Source organism: Collinsella sp. AF08-23 (assembly GCF_003479805.1).
In the GTDB taxonomy this organism is placed as follows: domain Bacteria; phylum Actinomycetota; class Coriobacteriia; order Coriobacteriales; family Coriobacteriaceae; genus Collinsella.
Genome location: NZ_QUHV01000002.1, coordinates 151,842 through 172,638, shown reverse-complemented (window position 1 = coordinate 172,638; position 20,797 = coordinate 151,842). Strand labels below are relative to the sequence as shown.

Annotated in this window: 13 protein-coding genes; 4 read left to right on the top strand and 9 right to left on the bottom strand. The window is 61.6% G+C overall.

Going from position 1 to position 20,797, the window contains the following annotated elements; genetic code table 11:
* Positions 1–94: 94 nt before the first annotated feature.
* Genes DWV48_RS02060 through DWV48_RS09255 form a run of 3 tightly spaced genes read right to left on the bottom strand, consistent with a single transcriptional unit; the run spans position 95 to position 3,269 of the window.
* Complete coding sequence (locus DWV48_RS02060; RefSeq protein WP_118652938.1) at positions 95–2,281, bottom strand: FtsX-like permease family protein; 2,187 nt, start codon at positions 2,279–2,281, stop codon at positions 95–97.
* Positions 2,271–3,056: an ABC transporter ATP-binding protein gene (locus tag DWV48_RS02055; RefSeq protein ID WP_118653055.1), complete on the bottom strand. Its 786-nt coding sequence runs from the start codon at positions 3,054–3,056 to the stop codon at positions 2,271–2,273. The genes DWV48_RS02060 and DWV48_RS02055 overlap by 11 nt, the downstream gene beginning before the upstream one ends.
* Positions 3,057–3,110: 54 nt before the next feature.
* Complete coding sequence (locus DWV48_RS09255; RefSeq protein WP_199588839.1) at positions 3,111–3,269, bottom strand: hypothetical protein; 159 nt, start codon at positions 3,267–3,269, stop codon at positions 3,111–3,113.
* A gap of 184 nt (positions 3,270–3,453) precedes the next feature.
* Between DWV48_RS09255 and mutT the strand changes: the two genes are divergently transcribed.
* Positions 3,454–4,587 (top strand): 8-oxo-dGTP diphosphatase MutT, encoded by a 1,134-nt coding sequence (gene mutT / locus DWV48_RS09350; RefSeq protein WP_233546055.1) that lies wholly within the window; start codon positions 3,454–3,456, stop codon positions 4,585–4,587.
* A gap of 10 nt (positions 4,588–4,597) precedes the next feature.
* Positions 4,598–4,852 (top strand): hypothetical protein, encoded by a 255-nt coding sequence (locus tag DWV48_RS02040; RefSeq protein ID WP_118652936.1) that lies wholly within the window; start codon positions 4,598–4,600, stop codon positions 4,850–4,852.
* A gap of 304 nt (positions 4,853–5,156) precedes the next feature.
* On the opposite strand, the gene nhaA is transcribed toward DWV48_RS02040, so the two are convergent.
* Together nhaA and DWV48_RS02030 are read right to left on the bottom strand one after the other, a co-directional pair.
* On the bottom strand, positions 5,157–6,512 hold the full coding sequence (gene nhaA / locus DWV48_RS02035) for a Na+/H+ antiporter NhaA (RefSeq protein ID WP_118652934.1): 1,356 nt from the start codon (positions 6,510–6,512) through the stop codon (positions 5,157–5,159).
* A gap of 194 nt (positions 6,513–6,706) precedes the next feature.
* Entirely contained in the window at positions 6,707–7,648 is a 942-nt protein-coding gene (locus DWV48_RS02030) for a DHHA2 domain-containing protein (RefSeq protein WP_118652932.1), read from the bottom strand.
* 310 nt (positions 7,649–7,958) lie between these two features.
* Here DWV48_RS02030 and DWV48_RS02025 point away from each other — a divergent pair, with 310 nt between their 5' ends.
* Together DWV48_RS02025 and DWV48_RS02020 are read left to right on the top strand one after the other, a co-directional pair.
* On the top strand, positions 7,959–8,807 hold the full coding sequence (locus DWV48_RS02025; RefSeq protein WP_118652930.1) for a histidinol-phosphatase HisJ family protein: 849 nt from the start codon (positions 7,959–7,961) through the stop codon (positions 8,805–8,807).
* A gap of 70 nt (positions 8,808–8,877) precedes the next feature.
* Positions 8,878–10,113, top strand: a complete 1,236-nt coding sequence (locus DWV48_RS02020) for a sugar MFS transporter (protein ID WP_118652928.1) — start codon at positions 8,878–8,880, stop codon at positions 10,111–10,113.
* Positions 10,114–10,281: 168 nt separating this feature from the next.
* Here DWV48_RS02020 and DWV48_RS02015 read toward each other — a convergent pair whose 3' ends face one another.
* The 4 genes from DWV48_RS02015 to DWV48_RS02000 form a co-directional block, all read right to left on the bottom strand.
* Positions 10,282–11,244 carry an ROK family protein gene (locus DWV48_RS02015; RefSeq protein WP_118652926.1) on the bottom strand — a complete coding sequence of 321 codons (963 nt, stop codon included), beginning with the start codon at positions 11,242–11,244 and terminating at the stop codon, positions 10,282–10,284.
* Between the two features lie 206 nt (positions 11,245–11,450).
* Positions 11,451–12,770 (bottom strand): branched-chain amino acid transport system II carrier protein, encoded by a 1,320-nt coding sequence (brnQ, locus tag DWV48_RS02010; RefSeq protein WP_118652924.1) that lies wholly within the window; start codon positions 12,768–12,770, stop codon positions 11,451–11,453.
* Between the two features lie 261 nt (positions 12,771–13,031).
* Positions 13,032–17,240: a family 20 glycosylhydrolase gene (locus DWV48_RS02005; RefSeq protein ID WP_118652922.1), complete on the bottom strand. Its 4,209-nt coding sequence runs from the start codon at positions 17,238–17,240 to the stop codon at positions 13,032–13,034.
* A gap of 427 nt (positions 17,241–17,667) precedes the next feature.
* A complete protein-coding gene (locus DWV48_RS02000) occupies positions 17,668–20,559 on the bottom strand; it encodes an ATP-dependent helicase (RefSeq protein WP_233546053.1) in 2,892 nt (963 codons plus the stop codon).
* Positions 20,560–20,797: the final 238 nt, after the last annotated feature.

Below are 20,797 nucleotides of genomic sequence, written 5' to 3'. Positions count from 1 at the left end.
CAAATACAACCTCTCCGTGAAGCGTTAACGCCTCCAGAGCGAACAGGACGTTGCGCCTGCGCACGGGAACCCCTCGCAGGCGCCGCCCGAGTGCCTATTGCGCATGGCGTAGGCGAATCGAATCTTGGACAATGCCCTTGCTCATGAAATACGTGACCACAAAGTAGCCGCCGTAGCACAGCAGGAAGATGCCGCACGTCACACCCACGGTCCCGCCAATCGACATGCCGCCGAACAGCGCCACGATCTCGATGACCACCTGCAGCGCCACGAAGGAGTGCGCAACACCCATCAGCAGCGGGAACACAAAGAAGATCGCCTGCTGCACCAAAACGGAGCGCATGATCTCGCGGTTGGACGTGCCCAGCTCGGATAGGATGCGGCAGTTCTTGCCGGAGTCTGCCACGCCCGAGAGCTGCTGGATCGTGAGAATCGCCGCGCATGCCACCACAAGCACGAAGCCGATATAGATGGCCAGGTAGCTGATGAGACCGTTCATGGAGTTCGTGGACTCGTAGCTCTGGGCACGCGTGGCCTCCATGCCCCAAATCGCGCTTTCGGACCCGTCTGCGTTCAGGATCTGATCCCACGAGCGGTCCTGACGTACGTAGCCCTCCGTCTCGTCGTACGTGAGGCCCTCGCGGTAGTCGCCCAAGAAGTAGCTCGCGTACAGCGGCAGGCCACTTGCATCCACCAGCTCGTCCGGCACGACGATTGTGCCCGAATTGCTGCCCATCGAGGAGTTGAAGAAGGAGCTCGCGGCCTCGTCCACACTCGCGGCGACGGGACGAAGCACGCGTCCGCCAAGCTCGATCTCCACGCCCTCGCGCATGTCGGCGTTGTAGATCTTGTTCACCGACTCGCCCATGTCGCTCGTGATGAGGTAGCCATCATCACCCAGGTCGACGTGCTCCTTACCACGGAAGTCGAGATAGCGATTGTAGTCGCTCTCCTTCATGACCGTCAGGCCCATCATGCTCGCGTTACTCGAGTTCGTGCCCTTGGGCATGGGCATGTCCACCGCAGCGGCAAGATCATTCAGGCTCACCAACGGTAACTTGGTGCCTATCGGTCGCGAGTCGTAGATTTCCACCTGGACGTGGCTACCCAAGATGCCCGCAAGGTCGAAGGGGCGCTCCTCGGATGTGCCCTTATCGATGACGTTGCTCCGGCTCAGCTCCAGGATGTCCACGGGCTCGGTCGCAAGCTTCATGGGTATGTCGCCCGTATATGTGGGGTCGTTCACCACGTTCTCGCCAAGGTACATAACCACGCGCGAATAATCGGCGATCGTGCTGCGCTCCACGCTCGTGTTCATCACGCTGGCAATGGACATGCCGCCCGTCACGCTCGTGATGGCTAGGAACAAAATCATCGAGATGATGGCCATGGAAAAGCTCATCGTGTTCACCTTTGCGGACAGCTGGCGCACGGTGAACATGTTAAGGCCCCTCCAATACAGACCGCGCGCGGCCTGGAGCACCTTGAGCAAGAACCCGGACAGACCAAAGAAGAACAGAATCGTGCCCACAACCACAATGCCCGTGGTGAGCATGAACTGATTCATGGCGGCTTCGATCTCGCTTGGCGCGCTGTCAATGGGCAGGCCGTCACGCAGCAGCCGGAAGTACGCAATGCCGATGAGTGCGGTGCCCAGGATGAATATCGCCGCGGACACGATCGGGTTGCGCATCTTGATGGCCTCATTCTTGCGACCGGCGCTCATGAGGTCGATCACCTTGGCACGACGCACCACGCGCAGGTTGAACACGAGCGTCACCAGGAAAATCGCAACCAGGCAACCCACCGTGATCAAAAATGCCGGCACCGAGAAAAAGAAATGGAAGTCACGGATCTGCGTTTTGAACAGTGACGCCGTGAAGAAGGTCATGAGCTGGGAGAATCCCACACCCAGCGCGATGCCGAGTACAAGGGCCGCACCGGAGACGATGGCCGTCTCGAGGGCCATCACGCGCGACACCTGGCCACGACTCATGCCAAGGACCTGATACAGGCCGAATTCCTTCTTGCGTCGCTTCATGATGAAGTTGTTCGCGTACACCATGAGAAAACCCATGAGCGTAGCGAGGAACATGGTGAGTCCGGACATGATGGTGCTTAGGAGTTCGGGCATGCCCTCTTCCTCAAGCACCAGATCCGCCTGAACGGAAATGGTGTTGAACGCGTAGAACACCGTGACGGCAAGCGTGAGCGTGAGCAGGTAGACCAAGTAGTCCTTACCCGCACGGCGCACGTTGCCCCAAGCGAGTTTACAGAGCATCGGAGCCCTCCCCACCCATCATGGCCACGACCTCCATGATTCGGTCGAAGAACTCGCGGCGCGGGCTGTCTCCGCGGCGGAGCTCGGTAAAAATGCGCCCGTCGCGGATGAACAGCACGCGGTTGGTGTAGCTCGCGGCAAAGCTGTCGTGCGTGACCATAAGCACGGTTGCCTGGTACGCATGGTTCATGTTTTCGAGGCTCTCGAGCAACAGGCGGGCGTTCTTGGAGTCGAGGGCGCCCGTGGGCTCGTCGGCCAGGATGACGGCGGGGTCGGTCACCAGGGCACGGGCAGCCGCCACGCGCTGCTGCTGTCCGCCGGACATCTGGTAGGGATACTTATCGAGCACGCCCGCGATGTCCAGACGCTGTGCCACTTGTTCAACGCGCGCAAGGGTCTCCTTGGCGGGCGTGCGCGCGATGGTGAGCGGTAGGGCGATGTTCTCGCGCGCGGTAAGCGTGTCGAGTAGGTTCGAATCCTGGAAAATAAAGCCCAGCTGCTCGCGACGGAAGCGCGTGAGCTTGGCCTGCTTGAGACGCGTTACGTCCGCCCCGTTGATGATGACGCTGCCGCTTGTCACGGTGTCGATGGTAGACACGCAGTTGAGCAGTGTCGATTTGCCGGATCCCGATGCGCCCATGATACCCACGAACTCGCCCTTATTCACCGTGAACGACACATCGGCGAGCGCGCGCGTGACGTTGTTGCGACTGCCGTATACCTTCTCGACGTGGCGCACCTCAAGGACGGGAGCGGCCTGTGCCTCAAATGCCATGTGAATCATTCCTCTCTCTTTAACAATCTTGCCAGAGCGCGGCCAAATAGCTGACTAGCGGCTTACCAGCGCAAGCAATGCGAGCATGCCCGATGCCATGAGCGCCATCACGCACAGCCACACCGTCATCTCAACCTGGCTCATGCTCGCCTGAACGAGCGCGGGCTCACCCTGAACAATCGCGGCGTCCATCTTCATCATCATGTCCTTCATCGTAAGCGTCCTTTCCCATCTGCTCGCGCACACTGGCGCGCTGGTCTTTTTCTTCGACCCCTATACTCGCAGCAACCCCCGTGCACAACCATCGATTTGGCTTACAGAAGGGTTGCATTCGTGTAAGGTTGCTTGTGGAAAACGGAAGCAGCGATTGGAAGCATCGCAAAGCGAGGTGACGCGCATGAAGAACGTTCGCGTGGCGGCGGGCATTATCCAGCGCGAGGGTGGCGAAGTTTTGGCCGTTCAACGCGGATATGGCAGCATGGCAGGCATGTGGGAGTTCCCCGGCGGCAAAATTGAGAACGGCGAGACGCCGGAGGAAGCGTGCAGGCGGGAGCTGCTCGAGGAGCTGCAGGTGCGCGTCACTAACTTGCAAGATTTTTACACCCTCGAGTACGACTACCCCGACTTCCATCTTTCGATGAACTGCTTCTTTTGCCAAATTGCCGAAGATGAGGGGGAGCCTCAGGGCAACGACCGTCAACGTGAACTGCGCTGGATACCGCAGGTCTCGCTCGCGACGCTGGAATGGATGCCGGCCGATATCGAGCTTGTGGAACTCCTCGAACAGCTCGCGCGGAAATCGAACGGCGAAGGGGCCCGTCAGCCCAAGACGAGCGACGAGGTCGGCAAGGAGCATGAGGGAAGGACGCGCGCTAGCAAGAGGCGCGCTCGAAAGAAGCGCGCCCCGAAGAAGCCCGACCTCCTCGACGGCATCGACACCTCGCAGCTGACCGCCGGCCAAACCGCCCTGGTCCGTCGCCGCGCCGCTGTGCGCAAATCCATGCAGGGCAACAAGCGGCGCGACACCAAGCCCGAACTTCTTGTGCGCCAACGGTTGCGTGCCGCCGGGCTCACCGGCTACCGCCTCGACTGGGCAAAGGCCCCCGGACGTCCCGACATCGCCTTCCCCGGACGCAAGATCGCCATCTTCGTCAATGGCTGTTACTGGCACCGCTGCCCCAACTGCAATCCAAGCGTCCCCAAGAAGAACGTCGAGTTCTGGGAAGCGAAGTTCCGCCGTAACGTCGAGCGTGACCAGCGCGCGCTCGATGAGCTCAAGGCACTGGACTGGACCGCCATCACCATTTGGGAATGCGAGCTCAAGCGCGACCGCATCGATGAGACAATGGAGCGCGTGATTGAGCGCGTACGCGCGGCAAGCACCGGTGCGAGCACGGACAAGGCAGCAGCTGAGTCGCAAACCGCCCCAATCGCCTCAGACGCCCCTGCCGAACCGAACGCCTCGCCAACGCCGGATGCCGCCTCGATTTTGACAGACGCCCCAATCCACGACCCCTCGCCCACCAAGTAAGGAGCCCATCATGCACCTGGGAATGTTTCAAGCCGAGGAGTTCGGCGACCTGCAGCGCCTTGTAGACGGCCTGTTCACCGGGCGCGAGACAATCGAGCGGCTCGACCTCATCGTGCAGGCCGAGATTTTGGACCTCGCGCCCGATTTGCTCGAAATCGTGAACCTCGTGCCCCCGGGAACGTACGACCGCACGAGGCTGTGCGATCAAATCAACTCCGCCCTCGCCGCGCACGGCTGGGGCGCCACCTACGGCACGGTCGAGTAGGCAGCAGGGGCACCCCGCCGGACCTCGAATTGGAGATGGGCTCCAAATTGAGGTGCATGCGCGTGCGTGCGCGCGATGCGGACGGACGTGGGCGAATACGGGCGAATGCGGACGGACACAGGCGCGATGCGGGCACAGGCAAACGCAAGCGCAGTACGAACGCAATCAGGCGTGGTGCGAACGCGCGCGAGCAAATGCAGGCGCTGTGCGCGTGTAATGTCGAAAGTGAAGGGCTTCAATCTCATTTTTTTCGACATTACACGCGCGCGGTAAGGCTAGGCGCGCCTCCATGCGCGCGGTAAGGTCAGGGGCGCTTCGCCTTTTTGCAGGCGACCGTCATGTAAATCATGCCGATTACCGCGGCGCTCACGGATCCTGCGAGGATGGCGGCCTTGGCAGCGAGCATCTCGAAGGGCTCGGCGGGGAACGCAAGGCCCGAGATCAAAATCGACATGGTGAACCCGATGCCGCCCAAGATACCAACGCCCACGATGTGCCGCCACGTCACCCTGCTTGGCAGTTCGGCAATGCCAAGCTTCACCAGCAGAAATGTTACCCCCACAATGCCGATGGGCTTGCCCAGCAGCATGCCAAAGTACGTACCCATGGACACGGGGTCGAATGCCAACTGCACCACATCGACGCCCACCAGGCGCACTTGAGCGTTCACGAAAGCAAACAGCGGCAAGATGATAAAGTTAACCGGCGTCGAGATCTTACGCTCGAGGCGGACGAGCGGGGGCGAGACGCGATGCATAACGCGCTCGGCACCCAAGGTGGCGTGCGTGAAGTCGTGCTGTCCCAGGATATGCGCATCCTCATCGTAAGAATCGACCAGGTCGGGCATATAACCGCGCAGCCAGTCAGTCAGGTTGTCCAAGCGGATGCCCGAGCGCGCGGGAATCGCGAACGCCACAATGACGCCCGCGAGCGTGGCATGCACGCCCGACTTGAACAGGCACACCCAGAGGACGAATCCACCCACCATATAAGGCGCCAAGCGGTAATGCTGCGTCTTGTTGAGCATGAACAGGGATGCGGTCACCACAGCGGCGGCTAGGAGCCACATGAGATCGGGAGCCTGACCGTAGAACAGGGCGATCGCCGCGATGGAGATGAGATCGTCGGCAATAGCGAGGGTCGAGAAGAACACGCGCACGCCGGCGGGCACGCGGTTGCCCAACAGCGAGAGCACGCCAAGAGCGAACGCGATGTCCGTTGCCATGGGAATAGCCCAGCCCTGTGCCGAACCGCTTCCGCGATTGAGCAGCATGTAGATCGTCGCTGGCACCACCACGCCGCCCACGGCGGCAAGCATGGGGAGCAGCGCCTGACGCGGGCGCCTCAACTCGCCCACCGTCATCTCGTATTTGAGCTCGATGCCCACGAGCAGGAAGAAGATCGCCATGAGGAAATCGTTTACGAACACCTCGATGGAGATCGCCATCGTATGCGAACCAATGCCCACGTGGATGGGCTCCATCAAGATATGGTGAATCGCCTCATAAGCGTCACTGTTGGCACAGATAACCGCGGCAATCGCCGCCACAACCATCACGGCAGCGGCGATAGTTCCATTTTCCGAGATGCGTTCCCAAATATCGCGCCGCTCGATGCGCTTGCGCTGCGTCTCGTTGAAAAGCTGCTCGCGTGCGTCCATACCACTCCCCGTCTCTTTTCACATCGAGAACTATCCTACCCAGCGGGCACATATGAGCGACATATGTCCATTATTGGTTCTAGAGCGAATCCATAATTGCCGGGCATCCATATTGCAAAACTCAACCTCTGGCATAGAAAGGCGCCCTGCACCGCACATGCGTTGCAGGGCGCCTCACGCTTGTTGGAGAAGCGTTAGTTCGCGGCGAGAATGGGGGCAGCGACCTGCTTCTTGCGAGAAAGCACGCCGGGCATCCACACGCCCTCGGCCACGTCCTCGATACCGAGACCCTTCTGCGCGGCGGCGGTGTCGCCCTCGAGCAGGACCTGGGAGCCCTCCTCCATGATGTCGGTGAGACAGAGCACAATGCCATCAGCGGCCTTCTCGGCCTGGTAAGCGCGCATGGCCTCGCGGATCTCGGGAATCATACCGAGCGCGCGGGACTTGTCCACGGTCTCGTACTGACCAATGAGGAGCTTCTTGCCAGCAACCTCGAACATCTTGATGTCGTTGCCGACCATCTCGGCGGCGGTGAAGGAGCCGGACGGGCGGGTGAGGAAGACCTCCATGCCGAACTTGACCGGGTCGACGCCGAGCTGCTCGCCGAGCTTTGCGGCGATAGCGGCATCCACATCGGTGGCGGTGGGGCTCTTGAGCATGAGGGTATCGGTCATCATGGCGGACAGCAGCAGCTTGGCCTGCGTGTCCGTGGGCTCAACGCCCAGAACCTCGAACAGCTTGGCCACGATGGAGCAGGAGGAGCCCCAAGGCAACGCCACGATGTGAAGCGGAGCGGCGGTGGTGAAGTCACCGAAGCGATGGTGATCCACAACGCCGAAGATGGTGGCGTTCTCGAGGCCGGTGACGGACTGGCCGGGCTCGTTGTGGTCGGTCAGGATGACGAGCTGGGCATCGTCGCCCTCGGCAGCGGGCTCGATGGCGTCGATGAGCGTCGGGGCAGCCACGCCGGCGTCCTCAAGGAGCTTGGCGGACTCGGCGGGAAGCGGACCCAAGCAGCAGGCGGTGTAGGTGTTGCCCTGGTACTCGACCTGGTTGAGCAGCTGGGACAGGACGACGGACGACATGATGGCGTCGTTGTCGGGGTTCTGGTGTCCGAAGACGAGGACGTTTGCCATGAGGGCTCCTCCCTTGTAGCGAATGCATGGATGCTCTCATTGTAACGCGCGGACGTCACCCCGCCTCGCAAGCCTCTGTATTAACGATAAACACCCGTCTCTTTGACGAAGCCCTGTTATCAGCACGGTATCATACGTGCGGAATAGCAACACCCCCTTCGTCGATCCATGCGAGGCGCGGCATCGCGCGCAGGCTGCGCCAGCAGAGACCGGCTTTTCGTCGGGCATCCTTGCAAGTGGCATGTCCACGGCCAATTCGATTGGCATTCGCCATCGACGAGGGGAATTCTCTTTCTTGATTGGAGCCAGCATGCTTGCTGATTACCATGTACACACCGACTTCTCCGACGACTCCGTCTTCCCGCTCGAAGACGTCTGCGCGCTCGCCGTTGAACGCGGCTTCGACGAGATCTGCATCACCGACCACGTGGACTACGGCGTGCGCCCCGACTGGGACGAATACCGCCGCGACCCCTCCTGCGCCAAGATCGTTGAGGGCAAGCCCTCCATCAACGTCGACTACGAGCGCTACTTCCCCGCCATCGAGCGGGCGCGCGAGCGATTTGCACCGGAGCTCACGGTGAAAACGGGTATGGAATTCGGCGTGCAATCGCACACGCTCGACAAGTACCAGACGCTGTTCGACCAGCACGCCAATGCATGGGGCTTCATCATCCTGTCCATCCACCAGGTTGGTGACCAGGAGTTTTGGGATGGAACGTTCCAGGAGGGCAGGACGCAGGAGCAGTACAACATGCAGCACTACGAGGAGATGCTGCGCGTTGTCCAGAACTTCGACCATTGGTCGGTTATCGGACACCTCGACCACATCAAGCGCTACGACCCGCTCGGACCCTGGCCCGACGTGAACGTTCGCGACATCGTGGCGGAAATTCTTGAAGAGGCGATTCGCCGCGACAAGGGCATCGAGCTCAACACCTCCTCCGTCCGATACGGCCTGTCCGATCTCACCCCCAGCGTTGAGATCCTGAGCCTCTACCACGACCTCGGCGGCCGTATCCTCACCATCGGCAGCGACTCGCACAAGCCCGAACACCTTGGCGCGCACATCCCCATGATGCGCGAGCGCCTGCAGGAAATCGGCTTTACCGAGTTCTGCACCTTCGACCACATGGAGCCGATCTTCCATAGGCTGTAGGCTCTCCCTGTCGGCATAGCGCCGAAGCACGTCTTGCCGTCCACCTCGTCCCATCAACCCCGGAGCATCAATGGCCTCTCTCCTTCTCGCCGTCATCTATCTCACGTTTATCTCGCTCGGCCTTCCCGACTCGTTGCTCGGCACCGCATGGCCCGTCATGCACGTCGACCTCGCCGCGCCCGTTGCCGCACAAAGCCTCATCTCCATCATCATCAGCTGCTGTACGATCATCTCGTCACTGCTCACCGCGCGCCTGGTCCACAAGCTCGGCACCGGCAAGCTCACCGCACTTTCGGTTGGCCTCACCGCTGCGGCGATCCTCGGCTTCTCTACAACGAACGCGTTCTGGCAGCTCTGCCTCATCGCCATTCCCTACGGTCTAGGCGCGGGTGCCATCGATTCCGCCCTCAACAACTACGTTGCTCTGCATTACGGCGCACGCCACATGAGCTGGCTACACTGCTGCTGGGGTGTCGGCGCGAGCGTGGGCCCGCTCGTTATGGGCTGGGCCCTCGCCAGCCCCTTGAGTTGGCATGGCGGATACCTCGGTATCGGCCTTATCCAGGCCGCAATCACGGCGGCCCTGTTCCTCTCACTTCCTCTGTGGAAATCAACCGACGCGGAGGCGACCGATGCAAATGAGGGCACGGCGATCGAACCTGCCTTTGACACCGGTGCTCCCCGTAAGCAGCCCTCTGGCGAACGCCCCCTCACGAACCGAGAGCTACTTAGACTCCCGGGTGCCATCGCCTCCATCGGTTCCTTTGGCTCCTACTGCGCGCTCGAGGGCTCCATTGGCCTGTGGATTGCCAGCTACCTCGTCATGGCGCGCTCCATCGACACGGCAACGGCGGCTTCCATCGTTGCACAATTCTTTATGGGCATCACCATCGGACGCCTCGTGTCGGGCTTTGTTGCCCAATGGCTCACAAGCGAGAACCAGATCCGCATTGGCCAAGCGCTCATCACCCTCGGCATCTTCTCGCTCCTGGTGTTTGACGGGCCTGTTGCCGCCGGTATCTCCATTCTGCTTATGGGTCTTGGGTGTGCTCCCATCTACCCCAGCATCGTCGCCCTCACGCCCAAGCGCTTTAGCGCCAAGGCGTCCCAGGGGCTGGTCAGCCTGCAAATGGCATGCGCGTATGCGGGCTCCATGCTCGTGCCGCCCGTCTTTGGGCTCGTCGCCGGTGCGGGTGGAGCGGTGCTCATTCCCTATATGATTGCGGCGCTCCTCGTTACCAATACCGTCCTTGCCGAGCTTGCCGTGCGCAAGGCCAACGCCGCCCCGGGCAACGCGACGCGCTGACAGGAAGAAAGCCCCCCTCGAACCTCCCAATGTGGCAGTTCGAGGACAAACACCGCATGCAAAACAAGAGGCCGGCTCCATTTGGAACCGGCCTCTTCATCTACAGCGATCCGCACACGCCGTCGAGCAGGACAGCGGACAGTCATGCGGCGAGTGCACGACGCTCGTCTACACCTCGCACGCAGCGGCGCGCAGCGCCACGTACGCAGCACCGATGATACCCGCATCGTTGCCGAGCTCGGCGACCTCAATGGGAGTCTTGGTACTCACAGAGAGAGCGCAAGCGGCATACTTCTCGCGCAGCTTGTCCAAATATACGTCCGCAGAAGCAGAAGCGCCGCCGCCCAAGACATACACCTCGGGATCGACCACAGCAGAGATGATCTGCAGGCCGCGGGCGAGATAGTCGGTCATCGTTTCAACGGCAGCCCAGGCGACCTCGTCGCCCTCACGGCACGCCTGGAACACGGCGCGGGAGTCGCTCGTGCCGGAAAGTTCGATGGGGTCGACGCCACGGACCTTGCACTCATGCAGGTAGTTGCTCACCACGCCGGTGGCGGAGGCGTATTGCTCGAGGCAGCCCTTGTTGCCGCAGCCGCACACACGGGTCTCGTCGGGGTTCACGCACATGTGGCCGATCTCGCCGCCCGCACCGAACGCGCCGTCGATCACATCGCCGTTCACCACGACGCCACCGCCCAAACCGGTGCCGATCGTCACCATGACCATGCTGCGATGACCCTTGGCGCTACCACGCCACAGCTCCCCCATGGCAGCCGCGTTCGCATCGTTCACGTAGCGCACGGCGGCATGGGGACAGCGAGACTCGAGTGCCTCCTTGAGCTCGGGGGCGTTGATCTTGATGTTGGCGGCAAGCGTGATGTTGCCGCTCGCGGGAACGGGGCACGGCAGCGCCAGACCGACGCCGCGCACGAACAGCATGGGCTGCTGCACGGACGCCATGAGCTCCTCGATGCCGCCCACGACCGCCGCGTAGCCCTCCTCATTGGCCAAAGAGGGGGTTGGCACGCTCACCTTGCCGAGTAGGTTGCCGTCCTCGTCGAACAGGCCCTCCTTGACGGAGGTGCCTCCCACGTCGATGCCAATGTAGTACTGCTTGCTTTCGGTCATTGGAGCTCCCTTCGTGTGGCAGGTCCATGTGCCCGCCTCAATCGCTGGCTCCAACTATACCGCTACCTGCCGCCATCATGCCAAACGAATGGGCAGCATATCGCCCGGAGGCCCCGGAGCCCAAGAGGCCCGACACCATCACCCAATTCACCGAGCAGGCGCTTTTCATACGATTCGGAGGGTACAAACGCAGGAAAAGCACTCACTTAGGACGCGCTTTGGGGCTTTTTGCCGGCAAACGACACCACAACGCCGATTAACGCTCCGAGCAGTGCGGGCACAACCCAATTCATGCCCAAATCGGCAAAGGGCAGGACGTCGAACGGCAGCCAAGCGCCGGTGAAAAACGCGTCGCGCAAAGAGGTGGCAATGCTCACGACGGCGGTTAAGCCCACGGCGCATGGCCACACGGCGGGCATGCCATCGCACACCTTATGCAGCATGCCCATCACAACCAGGACGATCGCCATGGGGTACATCGCGTTGAGCAGTGGGACGGAGAACGTGAGGATGGCATCGAGCCCGAAGTTCGACACCACGCAGGAGAACACGGCAAAACCCAGTGCCCACACGCGATATGGAATGCGCGGGAACTCGTCGGAGAAGTACGTGCCGCAACAGCTGATGAGACCGATGCACACATTGAGGCAGGCAAGCAGGAAGATTGCCGCAACGACCACCGTGCCCACCGTACCGAAGTGCTGACCAGCGGAGGCAGCAAGGATCTCGGCACCGTTGGTAGCGCCGGGCAGAACGGCGGCTATGTTGACGCCCACCAGCGCCAAGCCGCAGTAGATGATGCCCATGAGCACGCCCGCGAATACGCCCGCGCGGGAAACCTCGCGCGTGAGGCCGGCATCGTCCGTCACGCCGAGCTCGCGGATATTCGTGGCGATGACGATGCCGAACGTGAGCGACGCCAGCAGATCCATGGTCTGGTAACCCGTGAGGAAGCCCGACATAGCGGGGGCGGAGGCGTACGTAGCATGGGCGGCCTCGAGACTGGATGCGGGGTCGAAGAGCGCGGCACCGATCACGAAGACCAGCAAGGCGATGAGGGCGGGGCCGGTGATGCGACCGAGCAGGCGCGTGAGAGCGTTCGGATGCATGGCGAGCAGGTAGGCAACGGTGAAGAACACGACCGAGAACACGAGGCGCGCCACCTCGAGCGAAAGCCCCGCGGGGAGCAGCGGCTCAAACATCTCAAACGAGGTGGAAGAGGTGCGCGGAATGGCGAGGCACGGACCGATTGCCAGGTAATTCGCCGCAACGAAGACGTGCGCGAACAGCGGGTGCACGCGCGAGGCGAGGTCGCGGATAGTGCCCGCGAGGCCAACCGCGATAATGCCGAGCATGGGCAGACCGATACCCGTAACGAGGAAACCGACCATGGCGGGAACCACGGCCTCACCCGCCTGCAAACCCAGTAAGGGCGGGATAATCAGGTTGCCTGCGCCGAAGAACATGGAAAAGAGGGTAACGCCCACGAATAGGGACTGCCTCGATGTCAACTTACCAGTAGTCATAGTCTCCCCGTTCCCGCGATTCCGCCGTAGTGCTCGTACTTTACCAGAGGGGAGTAGTTCTCACAATATGCACGAGGCGTGCGAGATTATGCGTTCAGCACCCCACAATGCAACGGATTAACACAGCGTCAACATTTGACATGAGCGGAAGGCGCTCACATTGCGACGAGGCACGGCGACGCACAACATGAAAAGGCGGAGCACCCTCAGGGTGCCCCGCCCTATCATCGGCGATCAGGTAACGTTACGCGCGTGCAGCAGTCACTGCTTGCGACGCCTCACAATAACGCCAGCGGAGATTACAGCCACAGCAGCCACCGCAACGCCACCAATCACGAGCATCGAGCTATCACCCGTCTGGGGCAACCCAGAATCGGGCTTCTGCGTCGAGCCCTGCCCGGGCTTCTCGCCCGGCTTCTCAGACGGCGCGTCATTCTTCGAGAACTTCGCAACGAGCGTCAGGTCGCTCGTCACGGGTGTCTCAAACGAATACAGCTCGCCGTTGAGATACCAGCCCTTGAAGGTGTGGCCGTCCTTAACCGGATCATCCTGCGGCGCCGCGACCGTCTCGCCATCGGCCACCTCAACCTTGTGATACTGCTCACCATCAACCGTGAAGGTCACCGTATGAGTCGTAGGCACAGGGGGAGCAGGCGTCTCATCGGAGCGCTTAAAGCGCGCCTCGAGCGCAACGCTGTAGTCGGCTGCAACCTCATAGGAAGTCTCCTCGCTCAGAGGCTCGCTTGAACAGGGGGCAAACCAACCCACGAACTCCATGTCATCGCCGGCCTTTGCCGTGAGAGTCACCCTGGAGCCGGGCTTGACGTCCGCCCGGAACACGGCGTCGGAGGCATCCGCGTCCTCGACCGATCCCGTCACGATACCACCCAACTCACCCGCGGACATGTCAAGCGACCCGTCCTGCGCGGCGACATAGCTCATGCCGCGCGCGTACACCGTGCTTGCAGGTGCAGGCTTGTTGGCGATGTCGAACTCGGAAACGGCGACCCACTCGTCATTGGACTTGGTCGCCTCAAAGCGCACGCCGTACACTGTCTGCTCGTCGAACGAGATGGTCTTCTTGGAACCATCCGCCTTGAACGTGGCGCCCTTGACGACCTGCTTCCATTCCCCATCTTTCTCCGTGCGAATGAACAGATTCGCCTCGGTCACCTGACCGCTGTTTTGGCCCTTACGCGGCGTAAAGGAGAACTGATTGATGAGATAGCCCTTACCGAAGTCGATCTCAGCGTAGATTGGGTTCGTCACGGACAGGTGCCCGTCGGCGTTACCTTCCGTTACGTCCTTCCAATTGGAATGCCAGATGGTGGCATCGTCGTTGTCACAGGCGTGCTCGATGTGGCCGCCGGCGGTTTCGCCTTGAAGGGTCTGGCTATTGGTCGTTGCCGTCCAGCCCTTCTTGTTGAACTCATCGATCTCGGGTTCCTCGACGGCAGGTTTGACCACCACGTTGTCCATAGTCGCGGCGATCGCCTGCGTCTTGGACCCTATGCGCTGCAGAGGCAGGGTAAAGGTGGCATTGGTAATGCCCTCCTTGGTCACCTTGCCCGCATCGACGTTGTAAAAGCTGCCACGTGCCGTCCCGATGGCCTCACCATCGATCTTGAGCGTTGCCTCCTGCACGCTGGTGACAATCTCAACGTGGACCGACTTGCCCACCGGCAGCTTATAGTCGAAGTAGTAGTTGTACAGCTCGCGCGTAAAGCCAAGCCGCCCGTCGTCCATTACGCGAATATCCAACGTGCCGTACGGCGCATCGGCCTCAAAGAGGATATCGCCGGGACAGGCAGGCTCGGTGAGCTCGATGTCAAAGGAGAGCGAGGTGCCGGTCGAAATCTTGTCGATCGCACCGTCAACATAGGACTCGCCACCGCTCAATGTGAGCTTGCCGTTCTCCACCTCCGCGTTCTTGCCCTCCGTAAGGTCGCGGCCGTTCTCACTCACATCGTCGAGGCCCTGCTCGAAGTCGAACTCCTCGTAGGAATCGCCCTTGAGGGAAGCCTCGCCGTACGGATTCACGCCCGGACCGTAGCCGGCCGTCTCCACGAGAGAGCGAAGGTTCTGATACCCCTTGCTTCCCTCGCCCTTTTCCTTGCCGGTAGCAGCCCAGTTGTTCTCTGCGTACACAGGCATCGCATCGAAGAAGCGCGTGAACTCGTCGGCCTCAGATAGACCGGATGCGCGTGTGTCGATATTGTCGTTCCAGATGGCGAATGCGGATCCCAGCACCTGCTTATCGCCAGATGGCAGCACGGTACCGCCAAAGTTGTTGGGATCGAACGAGTTGTACAGCCCCTCGGAGTTGAGGTAGTCGCCGTATGCACCGCGATTGCCGCCACCATTGGGGACCATGTAGCCATAGGAATCGAGGATGTTGATAAGATCGAAGCCCTTATCGTGCATGCGCCGAGGGTTCGCCCAACCAAGAGACCAGATGTTCATCTGAACGTCCTCGATGCCCTCAGGACCGGGCTCGGTGCCACCACCCTGCAGGTAGCTGCTGTCAAAGCTGCCCCATACGCGTACGGTATTGCCGTTTGCCTTGAGGTGCGGCACGAGGTCGTTATAGAAGCTGCAATATGCCGGGCGGCCGTTGGGGATGATGAACTCGTCTGCGCCGATGTGCACGACGGTCTCGTCGTCGAAAACCTCGTTTTCGCCCGTAGTGTAATCATCGAAGATATCCTTGATGAGTTCCATGGTCTCGGGCTTGGTCACATCGAGATGGTCGATAGCGGAACGCGTCGTGTTCCCAGCCGTCGTGACCCTGGTGTTGTGCACGCCGAGCTCAGGCCACACCTTGGTAAAGGCCACAGCATGCGCGGGCATGTCGATCTCGGGGACGATGTTCATGCCAAGGGCGCGTTCGGACTGAATGAAGTCACGCATCTGGTCCTTGGTAATGGAGTAGTCCTTTGCCGTGGGGGTCTCGCCCTCGGCATTGGCCACATCCGTCTGCAAACGGAAGGCACTATAGGCCTGCCACTGGTTTTCCTCCGCGCCGTAATCCTCGAGGAAGATCAGGTTGTCGGAAAGATGGACCTGGAAGTCGTTCATCTTGTAGTAACGCATGGTGCGCGTCACGTTCTTCATCATGTCGAGGGACACGGGCTTACGCGCCACGTCCCACATGAAGCCGCGCACTTCGAAGCGCGGATAGTCGCGCATCTGGCCAACGGGGAACCCGGCCGTGTCGAGCTTGTACATCTGTAGGATGGTCTGCATAGCGTACATGTTGCCGGTCACGGCGGGCGCCACCACGTCGATGCTGTCGGCATCGATGGTCATGGCATAGCCCTCATCCCCAAGAAGTGCATCGCCCTCGGGGGACGCCAGCGTGAAGTTGAACGCGCCGGCCTTTGCGCCGACCTGCTCGATCGTCAGATCGCGACCGGTAAAGGTCTTGTAGTCATCTGCGAATTCCTCGGCAATTGCCTTGAGCGAGGCATCGGAATAGGTGATCGCGGTCACGGTGTCGAGGGAGAGCTTGGCCGTCGAGTCGGAGAACCACTCCTGGATTTCGGGCACAACGGAGGGCTTGGCGTTTTTGCCCTGCTCCTGCGTTTTGGCGCCCTTCACCACATAGGGGATGTCCTTGGTCTCGGCGGTCTCATCGCTGCCGTCCTTGGTCACCTTCCACGATACCTGCACGACCTTATCGACCAGAGGGTGAACCACGCTCAGGTCATCACCGATGACCTGCTCGAAGTCCGCTCCATTCAACTGGACGCTGAAACCCTCGGGGACCTCGGGAAGGGAGATGGACGCGGCGTCGAGCGCAATGGTCTGCTCCCCCATCTGCTCCAGGTCCTTCACCACGCTGCTAAGCGACTGGGTCACGGCCTGTTCATTCGTGTAGGCAGCGAGCTCGACCACGGACACGCCGTTCCACTGCGTGTCGCCCGCGACGATGTCGAAATTAGTCAGGCGGACCTTGGAGGCCACAATGGGCTCGTCAAGCATCACGCGAACGTGAGTCTCGTAACCATCGCCGCTCTTGACGTTCTCGACGGTCTTGGCCAGTTTCCACTCGTCGCTGCCTGGGGTCTGATACTGAATATCAAAGCCCTTTACGTTGCTGGGCTTGACCGCAACCGTGCGCCCCTCGAACTGGATGTCGAAGAACTGCAGCTTGGCGGCTTGCTTGAGGTCGACGGCAAGCCAGGTTGTATCGTCCCTGTTGGGCTTTGCCGAGCTGCTCGACCAACGCGTATCGGTCTTGCCGTCGATGGCATGGTCGGGCTTGAGCTTATCGTCGTTGTCCTCGTAGGCACTCGCGGTCGCCGTCCCACCAAGCAGGTGGTTGACGTTCACAGTATCGACCACTCCGTCAACAGCAAACACACGCATGGGTCCCAAAGCGCAACAAAGCGCCCATGCAAGCAGCGCGATGGCAGCAAGTCTCCGGCTTACACCTCCCTTATACATATTGAGATGCATTCGAACCATACATGCTCCTTTCTGCGAGCCTCCGGCATGCCGAGTGACAGAACCCACAGGAGTCCCATTGGCCGGCCTGCGCCGACCCGCCTCCCCTCGTCATCCTGCTCAATCACTCTGCATGCATAGCCGCATGATTGTCGCATGCACATAAACATATAGATTCAATGGGCAATTCGCACCCCAGCAACGGTCGCTTTTTCTCGGCAAGCGGTACGTTGCGCGATGCAACACATCCAATTATCTATGCAAAGCAGAGGGCGGGGCGCAATTCACTTGGGGAGCGCCCCGCCCTAAAACGGAATCCGTAGAGCCCGAGGTTAGCGCGAACGAAGAGCGCGCGTTTGTTCGTGGCGCCCGACGATTGAAGGCGAGTCGAACACGTTGTGCACGGCAGCCGACGTTTGAACGGCGGGTCGGGTGCCACGAGAAGCCGTTAGGTCAGTTTGACGATGGGAGCGAAGCCCTTCATGAGCTTCTTGGTCTGACCGGAGCGCTCGAACTGGACTTCGATCATATCGCCAGCGGCGGAGATAACCGTGCCCGGGCCGAACGTCTTGTGGCTCACGCGATCGCCCGCCGCGAAACTCGTGGCAGCAGCAGTTGCGTCGCGCTCGCGCTCGACCGTGGCGGACACGCTGGCCTTCTTGGGTCGGGGCGCACCGGAGCCGAAGGTCGACGGCTTGCGGGGCGCCGAGCTCGCTCCCGCGCCTGCACCCACAGCACCCACGCGCCCGGCGTCGGGGCTGATCGCGGTGCGGCGTTGCGTGCCGGGCGTCGAGCGGGTATACGAGCCGAACACGCGCCCGCCGTACATATCGGAGCCCTTGCCGGAACCGAACGTGCCGCGACGGTCGCCGCGCTTCTCCCAGCCCGTGCCCTCAAAACCGGAGGAGCCGATCCCGGAGAACTCGATGTGCTCCGACGGGATCTCGTTCACGAAGCGAGAGCGGGGATTTGCCTGGGTGGAGCCGTAGGTGCGGCGCGTGGCGGCGTAGGTGAGGAACAGACGCTTGCGGGCGCGCGTGATGGCCACGTACGCGAGGCGGCGCTCCTCCTCGAGCTTGGCCGGGTCGTCATCGGTCCAGCCGGCGACATGCGGGAAGATGCCCTCCTCCATACCGGCAACGAACACCGCCGGGAACTCCAGGCCCTTCGCGGAGTGCACCGTCATCATCGTGATGGCGTGGGTCTCCCCCGCCAGTGCATCGAGGTCGCTGCGCAGAGCGAGCCACTCGAGCAGGGCGGGCAGGGCCTTGCAGGCGAGCGGGCCGTACATGCGCTCGACCTCCGTCGCGGCGATGGCGGCGGCGTTCGGAGCGGAGGCGGGCGCCGTGGAAGGGTTCGCCAATGCGCCAGCGAGCGCACCGGCGGCCGAAGCCGTCGCGTCATCCAACTGCATCGATGTCCCTGCCCCCGCAGCGGCCGAGGCACCCGTGGCACCGACGGCACCCAGGGCGCCAGCAGAACCACCAGCACCACCGACGGCACCCGCCTCCGGCACTCCCGCGACGCCCGCGGCGCGCAGCTCCTCGAGGCTCTCGAGCGTGCCCTCGATGTCCTCGTGCGTCTCCTCGAATTCGGCGGCGACGCCCAGGAATTCCTGGATGTTCTCGGCGCGGCTCTCCGCCTCCATCGTCGCCTCGGCACGGAATGCCTGGATAAGGCCGCTCTTGTCGACGATCATCTCGACAACATCCTTGAGCTCCCCGTCCATGCGACGCCCCTCGCGCACGAGCGAGACAAAGTCGCCCAGGGCATTGCGAACCTTGGCGGAGAACATGCCCGTCTCCGCCGTGGCGATCTCGCACGCCTGGAAGAACGAGCAGCGGTTGGTGCGTGCAAGGTCCTCGATCTTGGAAATGGAGGTGGATCCGATGCCGCGGCGCGGGGTGTTGATAACGCGTTTGACGCTCATCTCGTCGGCGGGGTTCACAATCATCTTGAGGTACGCCATGACGTCGCGGATCTCGGCGCGGTCGAAGAATCGCGTGCCTCCCACGATCTTGTACGGCACGCCCGCGCGCAGGAACATATCTTCCAAGATACGGGACTGCGCGTTGGTGCGGTAAAAAACCGCCATGTCGTCGTAGCTCATGCCACCAACGTGCAGCTTCTCGATCTCCGAGGCGATCCAACGGCCCTCATCGCGCTCGTCGCTCGCCTGGTAGGACTGGATCTTCTCGCCGTCGCCGAGGTCGGTGAACAGGCGCTTGTCCTTGCGCTGCGAGTTGTTGCGCACCACCGCGTTGGCGGCGGCGAGGATATGGCCGGTCGAACGGTAGTTCTGCTCGAGCTTGACCACCTTGGCCTGTTTGAAGTCCTTCTCGAAGTCGAGGATGTTCGAGATGTCGGCGCCGCGCCAGGAATAGATGGACTGGTCGTCGTCGCCCACGACCATGAGGTTCTGGTACTTGGCGGCGAGCAGATTGGCGATCTCGTACTGGACGTGGTTGGTGTCCTGGTACTCGTCGACGCTGATGTAGCGGAAGCGCTCCTGGTACTTCTCCAGCACCTCGGGGCGCGTACGCAGCAGCTCGAGCGTGCGGACGAGCAGGTCGTCGAAGTCCATGGCGTTCGCGGCGCGCAGGCGGCGCTCGAGCTCCAGGTACACCTGGCCCGCCTTCTGCTCCTGCGGGGAGCTTGCCTTCTCGATGAACTCCTCCGGGCCGATCATGGCGTTCTTCGCCGTGGAAATCTTGGAGCGGATCATGTTGATGGGGTACTGCTTTTGCTCGATGCCGAGCTGCGTCATGATCTCGCGCACCATGCGGCGGGAGTCATCGTCGTCGTAGATGGTGAACTGGCCGGTGTAGCCCAGCAAGTCGGCGTCCTCGCGCAGAATGCGCACGCACATGGCGTGGAAGGTGCAGACCCACATGCCGCGCATGCCGCCGTCGGAAAGCATGGCGGCCAGACGCTCGCGCATCTCGGCAGCGGCCTTGTTGGTAAAGGTAATGGCCAGGATCTGCCACGGGCGAATGCCGAGGTCGCCGATCATGCGCGCGATGCGGAAGGTGAGCACGCGCGTCTTGCCGGAGCCGGCGCCTGCGAGCACAAGCAACGGCCCTTCGGTGGTGAGGACCGCCTCGCGCTGGGCGGGATTGAGCGAGTCGATGTCCACAAGCGGGCGGGCGGGCGCGGCAGGGGCTGAAACGGGAATCGGGGCGGATGCCGGGACGTCAACGGGCACGTAGTCTGCAGGAACGTAGTCCACTGGTGCGGATTCGGGCACCGCCACCACGCCATACGCCTCAAGCGGAACGTAATCGGGCTCGGGCGCAGCGGCAGCGGCCTGCATGCCCCACAGATCAGGCTGATCGTTCATGACTTCTCTCCAAAACACATCATCGACGGGCCTGCGGGCCGCCGTCTTTTGAGCCTATCCAGTATACCGAGGCGTCGTGACGGAACCTTTGACCCTGCAAATACGCAAATGTTGACTGCTTTTCCGAAAACCCGAGTAGACAGCGTCAATGACTTTGCAAACATGCAGGTAGACGCGGTGCGGGATTTTGCTCTACTCCGAGCGTCCTCTTTTAGGCCAACATTTGCGTATTTGCACA